Here is a 9,106-nt window from a genome sequence, read left to right on the forward strand (position 1 = left end):
GCGGCGATGAGCGGCCCTGCCGACATCCTTTCGTTGTGGAGCCATGCGCTGGCATCGCTGCTGTTTGCGATGCTGGCATTATGGGCCTGGCGCGCGCCGTTGCGCCGCAACGTTCAGGTCATTGCCTTTGCCGCGACGGCTTTCTGGGCGCTGGCGGCAGCGGCGTTCGGTGGCACGGCGGGGGTGAGCCGGCTGCTGGAAGCCGGGCGCAACCTGGCTTGGCTGGCACTGGTCTGGCAAATGCAACCGGCCTTTGCCGATGTCGCGACCCGGCGTTCGTCGATCCTGTTTCACGTCACGTTGGCAGTGATTTTCGCGCTGGCCGGCGTCATCGGCTTTGCCGCCGCCATGGTGGACACGCCGTCGATCGCGAACGGCTTGAGCGAAGCCGGAGTGGTGCTGCCGTTGCTGGCGGCGGTGGCGGCGCTGGTGCTGGTGCAGAACGCCCATGCGCGCGCCGCGACAATGGCGGTGCGGACGGCGGCATTGGCGATCGCGGCGATCTGGCTGGTCGACGCCAATCTGCTGACGCTTGCCTGGGCCACCGGCGAATGGCCGGATACGATGGTGGCGACGCGCGGCGCGGTGCTGGTCGCGGTCGCGGCGGTATTCGCCGCCAATATGCAGCGCGATGGCGAGCGACCGGTGCAATTGTCGCGCACGGTCGCGTTCCAGTCGCTTTCGTTGCTGGCGGTGCTCAGCTATCTGGCGATCTTTGCCGGTGCGATCCAGGGGATCGAGGCAGTGGCCGGGCGCCATGCGCGTGTGCTGCAAACCATATTCGTGTTCGGATCGACGGCCGCGGCGCTCGCATTCCTGTCGACACCCAAACTGCGTGCGTGGGTGCGAGTCAAAGCGGCGAAGCATCTGTTCCGGCATCGTTATGACTACCGCGACGAATGGATGCGCTTCACCGAAACGCTGTCGCGGCGCGAAGGCGATGCCACGCTGGACGAGCGGGTCGCACGGGCGGTCGCCGAACTGGTCGATGCCCCGGCGGCATTGTTGCTGACATGCGAGGCGGGCGCGCTGACATTGTCCGCGCACTGGCGCTGGACTGAACCGGCGCTGCCTGCGGCACCCGATGGCGGCGGTGATCTTGCGCGGCATCTGGCCGCGACGGGGCGGGTCATCGAACTGGACGCGGTGCGCGTCGGCGCGTCGGCGCTGGACGCGGATGCCGTGCCCGCTACGCTGTGCGATCTGGAGGATGGCTGGGCAATCGTGCCGCTGCCGCATCAGGCGGGGCTGGTCGGCGCGGTCGTGCTGGCCCGGCCGCTGATCCCGCGGCAACTCGACTGGGAGGATTTCGATCTGCTGAAGCTCGCCAGTCATCAGGCCGCCAATGCGCTGGCCGAAAACCGCGCGCAGGCACGGCTGGCCGATGCCGAACGGTTCGAGGAGTTCAACCGGCGTTTCGCCTTCATCCTGCACGATATCAAGAACCTGGTCAGCCAATTGAGCCTGCTTGCCCGCAATGCCGAACGCCATGCCGACAATCCCGATTTCCGCGCCGATATGGTCGCCACGCTGAACGAATCGGCGACGCGCATGGGCGATCTGGTCACGCGATTGTCGCAGTCGCGCAGCCCGCGAACCGAGTCGCCGCGCCCGGTCGCGCTCATGGCGATTGCCGAAGCGCTGGCGGTGGAGCGTCGGCTGATCCACCCCGTCATCGTCACCGGTGACGCATCGGCCATCGCCCATGCCGATTCAGGCGGAGTCGAACAGATCCTGCGTCACCTGATCCAGAACGCGATCGAGGCGAGCGCGGCTGGCGACCCGGTGGGCGTGTGCATCGCCGCGGTAGGCCAGCGGGTGATGACCGATGTGATCGATCATGGATGCGGCATGTCGCCGGCATTTGTTCGCGAGCGGCTGTTCCGTCCGTTCGTCTCGACCAAGGCCTCGGGCTTCGGCATCGGCGCCTATGAAGCGCGCAGCCTGGCGCTGGCGATGGGCGGCTCGATCGAGGTTCGCAGCCGCGAGGGGGAGGGCAGCCGTTTCCGCCTGATCCTGCCCGCCGCGATACCCGGCCGGATGGAGCGCGCGGCATGAGCGCGCCGCTGCCCAAGCTGCTGGTGATCGAGGATGATCCCGGCCTCCAGCGTCAGTTGCGATGGGCCTATGAAGGATATGAGGTGTTGATCGCCGGTGATCGCGCCAGCGCCATCGCGCTGTTGCGTGCCGAGGAACCGCCGGTCGCGACGCTCGACCTGGGCCTGCCACCCAATCCCGATGGCGTGGAGGAAGGGTTCGCCACGCTTGCCGAGATGCTGGCGCTGAAACCCGATTTGAAGGTGATCGTCGCATCGGGCCACGGCGCGCGTGAAAGTGCGCTTCGCGCAATCGAGCAGGGCGCGTGGGATTTCTATGCCAAGCCCGTCGATATCGACGCGCTGGGAATGATCGTGGGGCGTGCCTATCACGTTCAGGCACTGGAGGCGGAGAACCGTCGCCTGGCGCAAAACGCTGCCGCCACGTTCGATGGCGGCCTGATTACCGCGGCGCCGGAGATGCTCAAGGTCGTTCGCATGATCGAACGGGTCGCAGCGGCCGATGTCACCGTCATGCTGCTGGGCGCGAGCGGGACCGGCAAGGAAGTGCTCGCCCGCGCGCTGCACGATGCCAGCCCGCGCGCCAAGGGTCAGTTCGTCGCGATCAATTGCGCCGCGATCCCCGAAACGCTGCTGGAAAGCGAGTTGTTCGGTCACGAAAAAGGTGCCTTTACCGGCGCGGTCAAGACGACCGAGGGCAAGATCGAACTGGCATCGGGCGGGACGCTGTTCCTCGACGAGATCGGCGACGTGCCGTTGGCGTTGCAGGTCAAGTTGCTGCGATTCTTGCAGGAGCGCGTGATCGAGCGGATCGGTGGGCGAAAGCCGATCGCGGTCGACACGCGCATCGTGTGCGCCACGCATCAGGATGTCGACGCGATGGTCGCCGACGGGCGGTTCCGGGAGGACCTTTATTACCGGCTGGCCGAAATCGTCGTTCGCATCCCGGCGTTGGCCGAACGGTCGGGCGATGCCGTGCTTCTTGCCCGGCATTTCCTGAAACACCATGCCAGCGCGATGAAGCTGCCGGTCAAGGGCTTCACCCCCGATGCGCTGGCCGCGATCGAGGGTTGGGGCTGGCCCGGCAATGTCCGCGAGCTGGAAAACCGGGTGAAGCGCGCCGTCATCATGGCCGATGGCAGTCATGTCAGCGCCGACGACCTGGACCTGGGTGCGGGCGCCATCGAAGCGCCGCTGCCGATCAACCTGCGCGCCGTGCGCGAGGCGGCCGACCGGGGCGCGATCCGGCAGGCGCTGGCGCGGGCGGAGGGCAATATCTCAGGCACCGCGCGCCTGCTGGGGATCAGTCGCCCGACACTCTATGACCTGATGAAGGCTTATGATCTCCAACCCTGAACGTGCGCCGCGCCGTCGCAGCCTTCGTCGGAGATGGCAGCGGCGAATTGTCATCGCCGCGATCGCGCTGGTCGCGCTGGCGGTGCTGGCGCTTGGGCTGCGCGGCCTGCTGCCCGAACGCGCCGACCGCCCGGCGGCGGAGCGCGCGCTGGCGGTAGCGCTGGGGCGGTTGAAGGCGGGCAACCCGTCCGCCGCCCGCGTGGCGGCGGGGGATGCCGTCGCCGCCGATCCGGGCTGGGGACTGGCCCATGCCGTGCTGGCGCGGGCGCAACTGGCGCTTGACGACGGACTGGGCGCGGGCGCCTCACTCGACCGCGCGCGCGCGGTTGGATTTGACATGGATCGGGTGCATCAGCTTCGCGCGCGCGCGGAACTGTTGATGGGCAGAGCCGATGCCGCGCGCGCCGAACTCAACGCGGCCCGGCCCGATTATGCCGCATATACCGACCTGGTTCGCGGCGAACTGGCGATGATTGGCGGCGATCACCGGGCCGCTGCCGAGATTCTGGGCCGTGCCGTCGCCGCTCGCCCCGCCGACGGCGCAGCCTGGAGCCTGCTGGCACGCGCCCGGCGTGCAGCGGGTGACGTCGCGAGCGCGATTGCCGCCAGCGAACGGGCTGTCGCCGTCGCGCCGCAATCGACCGACGCCTTGACGCTGCGCGGCGAACTGGTGCGCGATCAATATGGCCTGGTCGCCAGCCTGCCCTGGTTCGGGCGCGCGTTGCAACGCGATCCGCAAAATCATCAGGCGCTGATCGAATATGCCGCGACGCTGGGCGATATCGGGCGCACGCGCGACATGCTGGCGGTGCTGCGCCGCGCGACACAGGTTCGGGCCGGCAGCACGCAGGCATTGTATCTGCAAGCGGTGCTGGCGGCGCGCGCGCAGCGTTTCGATCTGGCCCGCAGCATCCTAGACCGGGCGGGCGGTGCGCTGGACGCGCTGCCCGGCGCCGTGATGCTGAAGGCCATTCTCGACCTTGAGGATGGCGAGCTTGAGCAGGCGATCCGGCGGCTGCGAACATTGGTCGACAGACAGCCGACCAGCATCACTGCGCGCAAGCTGCTGGCGGGCGCCTATGCCCGCTCCGATGCGTCGCGCAACGCAATCGGTATTCTCGCGCCCGTGGTCGAGCGGGCCGACGCCGATGGTTATTCGTTGACCCTGGCTGCGCGCGCGTTCGAGCGGGTGGGGGAGCGGGCGGTGGCGGCGCGCCTGTTGGACCGCGCGAGTCTGCCCACGCGCAGCGCTGCCGCGGCATTCAGTCCCGACAACAGCGTGACCATGCTGCGCGCCCGCGCCCAGCAGGCAGGCGGCTCGCCAACCCCGCGTATCGCGTTGATCCGCGGACTCATCGCGGCGGGGGATAATGTCCTGGCTGCGGCGGAGGCCCGGTCGCTGGTGGCGGCGCATCCGGGTGTTCCGGCCGCGCACCGTGTCGCGGGCGACGTGGCGATGCTGACCAGGCGTCCGGGCGATGCCGTGCAGGCCTATGGCCGGGCGGCGGCGCTTCGGTTCGATCAGTCGGCAGTGCTGCGGATGGTCGAGGCGCAGGCCGCCGCCGGGCGCCGGGACGAGGCGGCGCGCACGCTGGCGCTGTTCCTGTCGCAAAATCCGCAGAATGTCGCCGCGTTGAGACTGTCGGCACAGTGGCAACTCGCCGCCGGGCAATTCGAGGCTGCCGCCGCGACGCTGGAGGGGTTGCGCTTTCGCCTGGGCAATCGCGACGCGGCCTTGTTGGCGCAACTGGCGGTCGCGCATCTGGCGATCGACAATGATGCGCTGGCGGCGGAATATGCCGCCGCAGCCTATGCGCTACAGCCGCAGAATCCGGGCGTCGCCGATGCTTACCGGGCGGCGTTGCTGGCGATGGGTGACGTTGCGGGCAGTCGCGACCTTGAGCGCAAGGTCGCCGCACTTCGTTCGACCAGCGCGCCGGCCGCCGCTTATTGACGGTATCCGGCGCGCATGGCGGTCGCGATCAGTCGCCTTCGCCGGGTTCAGGCGAGAAATATTTGTCGAACTTGCCCTCGACGCCCTTGAACTCGTCCGCGTCGGGCGGGGTCTGGTTGGCATTGCGCGTGACATTGGGCCATTGCGCTGAAAAAGTGGTGTTCAGCTCCAACCATTTTTCCAGCCCGTTTTCAGTGTCGGGCAGGATCGCCTCGGCCGGGCATTCCGGCTCGCAGACGCCGCAGTCGATGCATTCGCTGGGATTGATGACGAGCATGTTCTCGCCCTCGTAGAAGCAGTCGACCGGACACACCTCGACGCAATCCATGTATTTGCAGCGGATGCAGGCGTCGGTAACGACGTAGGTCATGTGCAGGCAGGCTCCAGTCGGAAAACGCGCCCCTGCTATGCGGCGGCGCCCGGTGCGTCAACGCTCTTGGTCGCTATGGGGTCCAGCAAGCGGTAACAGGCCTGCGCCTCGGCCGCCGGTCCGCGGCGATGCGGTAGCGCCTCGACCCGCAAGACGCGGACCCGCCCGGCGATCGCCAGCGTCAGCACCGACCCCACCCGCACCGCGACATGCGCGCGGTCGATCCGCCGTCCGTCGAGCCGGAGCGTGCCCGCCCCCGCAATCGCCTGTGCTGCGCTGCGCGTCTTTGCGATACGCACATACCAGAGGAACAGATCGAGCCGGATCGCGTCAGCCACGCCCGAAATCCAGATCGGCGAGCGCGGCAAAGGCATTGCCGGGGCGGGGCGCGGTGGTCGCAATGGGTTTGCGCGGGCGGGGCCGGCCGCGCCACGTCCATTCGGTCGGCCCTTCCGTGCCCGGCGCGTTGCGAAAGCCGAGCATCGCCATCAGCCGGGCAAAAGTGGCCGGGGCAAGGCCGATCGAGGTGGCCAGCGCCGGGTCGGGAATGAACGGCTTCCGTCCCTCCCGCGCGTCATGAGCGGCATGGGCGATCCGTTCGACCAGGTCGACGCGCACGCATTGGCCGCCGATGCGGCGGAACCCCGCCGCGCCATCGGTGATGACGGTCGCGCCGTCGGGCGCCTGCGCCATCACGGGCTTGCCCTGCCGCGCCGCCATCAGCGCGCCGCGCCAGCGCGCCGGTTGCGGCCTGAGCAGACGCGGGTCGAACAGGTCGAGCGTGCCGATGACGATGCCCGTGCGCCGCAGCCACCGCCGGGCATTTGCGTCGAGTGCGTCCAGCGGCCCGGTCAACTGATCTCGCGACAGGACGCCGCCCGCATCGGCAAGCGCCGCCGCGACGGCGCGGAGCGCCGGTGGCGCTTCGGGGTCGCGGCCGATCGCGTCCAGCCGGATGAGGGCGGGGACGTGCCGCGACATGTTGACGGCAAGCCAGCGGTCGATTCGTTCGCCAACCCGCTCACGCACCGATTTGGGGAGCGTATCGAGCGCGCGGTCCGTGGCCAGTCGCGGCCGGGTCAGCGCAGTGCCGCTTTCAAGTCTGGCGATCGGCGTGCCGGTCCACGCGATCAGCGGCGCCGGTTGCGTAGTATCGGTGACCAGGGCGAAGTCATTATCGGGCGCGTCGATCAACGCCTGCGCCCGCCGCCCGAACTCGGCCCCCAGCCGCTTCTCGGCCGCCGACAGCAACAGGCGCTTGTCGGCGGCGCGGGCATCGGCGGCGACCTGAAACCGGAAACCGTCGATCCGACCGAGCACATGGTCCTCCACCATCACTTCGCCCTGCGCGCCGATTTCGACCGGCAGGTGGCGCGCATCGGCGCCGATCTGTCGCAACAGGAATGTGGTGCGCTTGTCGACGAAGCGTTGCGTCAGGCTGGCGTGCAACGCGTCGGACAGTCGCTCTTCCAGCTCGCGCGTGCGGTTCGCCCAATGGGCAGGGTCGGCCAGCCAGTCGTCGCGGTGCGCGATATAGGCCCAGCTTCGCGCCGCTGCGATGCGGCCCGCCAGCGTTTCGACATCGCCGTCCAGCCGGTCGAGCCGCGCGATCTCGTCGGCGAACCATTGGTGCGGGATATGGCCCGATCCTTCGGACAGGTGCTGGAACACGCGCCCGACGAAACGTGCGTGCGGATCGACGCCCAGCTTGCGGAAATCGGGCAGGCCGCACGCCGCCCATAGCCGTTTGACCATGCGCGGATGACGTGCGCGCGCGCGGACCCATTCTTCCTCGGCCAGTTTTTTCAGGACGGCGAGGTCGACGGCCTGCGGCGCGGCGCGCAGCACATCGGCATCGGGTCGCCGCTCCAGACCGGCGATCAGCGCGTCGATGCTGGCGAAGTCGGGAGAACCCTCCCGCCAGTAAAGGTGCGAAAGCGCGGGCACATGATGCCCTTCGACCGCCAATACTTCTTCGGGGGTAAAGGCGCCGGGGCCTTCGTCGTGCAGCGCGCCGAAAGTGCCGTCCCGCTGATGGCGGCCTGCGCGCCCGGCGATCTGCGCCATTTCCGCGACTGTCAGGCGCCGTTGCCGCCGTCCGTCGAACTTGTGCAGGCTGGCAAAGGCGACATGCGCGACATCCATATTCAGGCCCATGCCGATCGCGTCGGTGGCGACCAGATAATCGACCTCGCCGGCCTGGAACATCGCGACCTGTGCATTGCGGGTGCGCGGGCTGAGCGCGCCCATCACCACCGCCGCGCCGCCGCGCAGCCGGCGGATCGCCTCGGCCACGGCATAGACTTCCTCGGCGGAGAAGGCGACGATCGCGGAACGCTTGGGCAGGCGCGACAGCTTGCGCGCGCCGGCATAGCTGAGCGTGGAAAAGCGCGGACGCCCAATAATCTCCGCATCGGGGACCAGCGATTTCAGCATGGGCCGCAGCGCGTTGGAACCAAGGATCATCGTCTCGGCAAAACCGCGCGCGTGCAGCAGCCGGTCGGTGAACACATGCCCGCGTTCGGGGTCTGCGCCCAATTGCGCCTCGTCCAGCGCGAGGAACGCCACTTCGCGATCGGTGGGCATCGATTCGGCAGTGCACAGGAACCAGCGCGCCTTGGGCGGCAGGATGCGTTCCTCGCCGGTGACGAGCGCGACCTGATGCGCGCCCTTCACCGCGACTACCCGTTCATAGACCTCGCGGGCGAGCAGGCGCAGGGGAAAGCCCATGATGCCGCTGGCGTGGCCCATCATGCGTTCGACCGCCAGATGGGTCTTGCCGGTATTGGTCGGTCCCAGGACCGCGGTGATCGGGCTACGCGCGAACTGGGTCATGATGGCCCGAACATCGGGTCATGATGTGCGCGACGCAACCCCCGTCGCGCCGCGCGGCATCCGATCAGCGAACGCGCGGCCCGCCATAGGGCAGTGGCGGCGGCGGGCGGCGGTCGCGGCGCGGCAGTTGCGCCTGATAGGCGTGGCCGCAATGTTCGACGCAATAGGGGAAGCCGGGGTTCACCTTGTCGCCGCAGAAATGGAAATCCGGCTCGCCCGGATGACCGATCGGCCATTTGCAGATGCGGTCGTTCAACTCCAGCAGGCTGGTCTTGCCCGCAATCGCTTCCGACGGGCGGGCGGGGACCAGGCGGCGGGGCGGCGCGGGCGTGCTGGGCGGGGCCTGTTCGCCGGGGTTCTGGCGAACAAAGCCGCCCGGTCCGACCGAACGCAATTCGGTGCGGGGCGCGGGTGTGGGCGAGGCGGGCGCGTCTGCGTCCGCGTCGTCCTCCTCATCGACCTCCGGCTCGGGCGCCGCGACTGGCGGCGGCGCGGCGCGGGGAGGGGCGGGCGGCGCGGGTTGCGGCCTGGGCG

Annotated in this window: 7 protein-coding genes; 3 read left to right on the forward strand and 4 right to left on the reverse strand. The window is 68.9% G+C overall.

Going from position 1 to position 9,106, the window contains the following annotated elements; genetic code table 11:
* Positions 1-6: 6 nt before the first annotated feature.
* From prsK to VL973_RS05235, 3 genes are read left to right on the forward strand one after another with little or no spacing between them, the layout of a single operon-like run.
* Positions 7-2,058, forward strand: coding sequence for an XrtA/PEP-CTERM system histidine kinase PrsK (prsK, locus tag VL973_RS05225; RefSeq protein ID WP_325282974.1), 2,052 nt, complete (start codon positions 7-9; stop codon positions 2,056-2,058).
* Positions 2,055-3,413, forward strand: a complete 1,359-nt coding sequence (prsR, locus tag VL973_RS05230) for a PEP-CTERM-box response regulator transcription factor (protein WP_325282975.1) — start codon at positions 2,055-2,057, stop codon at positions 3,411-3,413. The genes prsK and prsR overlap by 4 nt, the downstream gene beginning before the upstream one ends.
* The gene (locus VL973_RS05235; RefSeq protein ID WP_325282976.1) at positions 3,397-5,367 is read left to right on the forward strand and encodes a tetratricopeptide repeat protein; all 1,971 of its coding nucleotides are present in this window, start codon (positions 3,397-3,399) and stop codon (positions 5,365-5,367) included. Before prsR ends, VL973_RS05235 begins: the two co-directional genes overlap by 17 nt.
* Positions 5,368-5,395: 28 nt before the next feature.
* On the opposite strand, the gene fdxA is transcribed toward VL973_RS05235, so the two are convergent.
* The 4 genes from fdxA to VL973_RS05255 all read right to left on the reverse strand — a co-directional run.
* Positions 5,396-5,737, reverse strand: coding sequence for a ferredoxin FdxA (gene fdxA / locus VL973_RS05240; RefSeq protein WP_325282977.1), 342 nt, complete (start codon positions 5,735-5,737; stop codon positions 5,396-5,398).
* Positions 5,738-5,772: 35 nt separating this feature from the next.
* On the reverse strand, positions 5,773-6,075 hold the full coding sequence (locus tag VL973_RS05245; protein WP_325282978.1) for an RNA-binding S4 domain-containing protein: 303 nt from the start codon (positions 6,073-6,075) through the stop codon (positions 5,773-5,775).
* Positions 6,068-8,572 (reverse strand): helicase-related protein, encoded by a 2,505-nt coding sequence (locus VL973_RS05250; protein ID WP_325282979.1) that lies wholly within the window; start codon positions 8,570-8,572, stop codon positions 6,068-6,070. Before VL973_RS05250 ends, VL973_RS05245 begins: the two co-directional genes overlap by 8 nt.
* Positions 8,573-8,636: 64 nt before the next feature.
* Positions 8,637-9,106, reverse strand: a 470-nt coding sequence (locus VL973_RS05255) for a GcrA family cell cycle regulator (protein ID WP_325282980.1), incomplete at its 5' end; no start/stop codon positions are given.

The sequence above is a fragment of the Sphingomonas sp. genome, from assembly GCF_035490575.1.
Lineage (GTDB): Bacteria > Pseudomonadota > Alphaproteobacteria > Sphingomonadales > Sphingomonadaceae > Sphingomonas.

Bases quoted from the DNA above. Each gene is read 5' to 3' on its own strand.
- prsK (WP_325282974.1), top strand. From the start codon at position 7: ATGAGCGGCCCTGCCGACATCCTTTCGTTGTGGAGCCATGCGCTGGCA.
- prsR (WP_325282975.1), top strand. From the start codon at position 2,055: ATGAGCGCGCCGCTGCCCAAGCTGCTGGTGATCGAGGATGATCCCGGC.
- VL973_RS05235 (WP_325282976.1), top strand. From the start codon at position 3,397: ATGATCTCCAACCCTGAACGTGCGCCGCGCCGTCGCAGCCTTCGTCGG.
- fdxA (WP_325282977.1), bottom strand. From the start codon at position 5,737: ATGACCTACGTCGTTACCGACGCCTGCATCCGCTGCAAATACATGGAT.
- VL973_RS05250 (WP_325282979.1), bottom strand. From the start codon at position 8,572: ATGACCCAGTTCGCGCGTAGCCCGATCACCGCGGTCCTGGGACCGACC.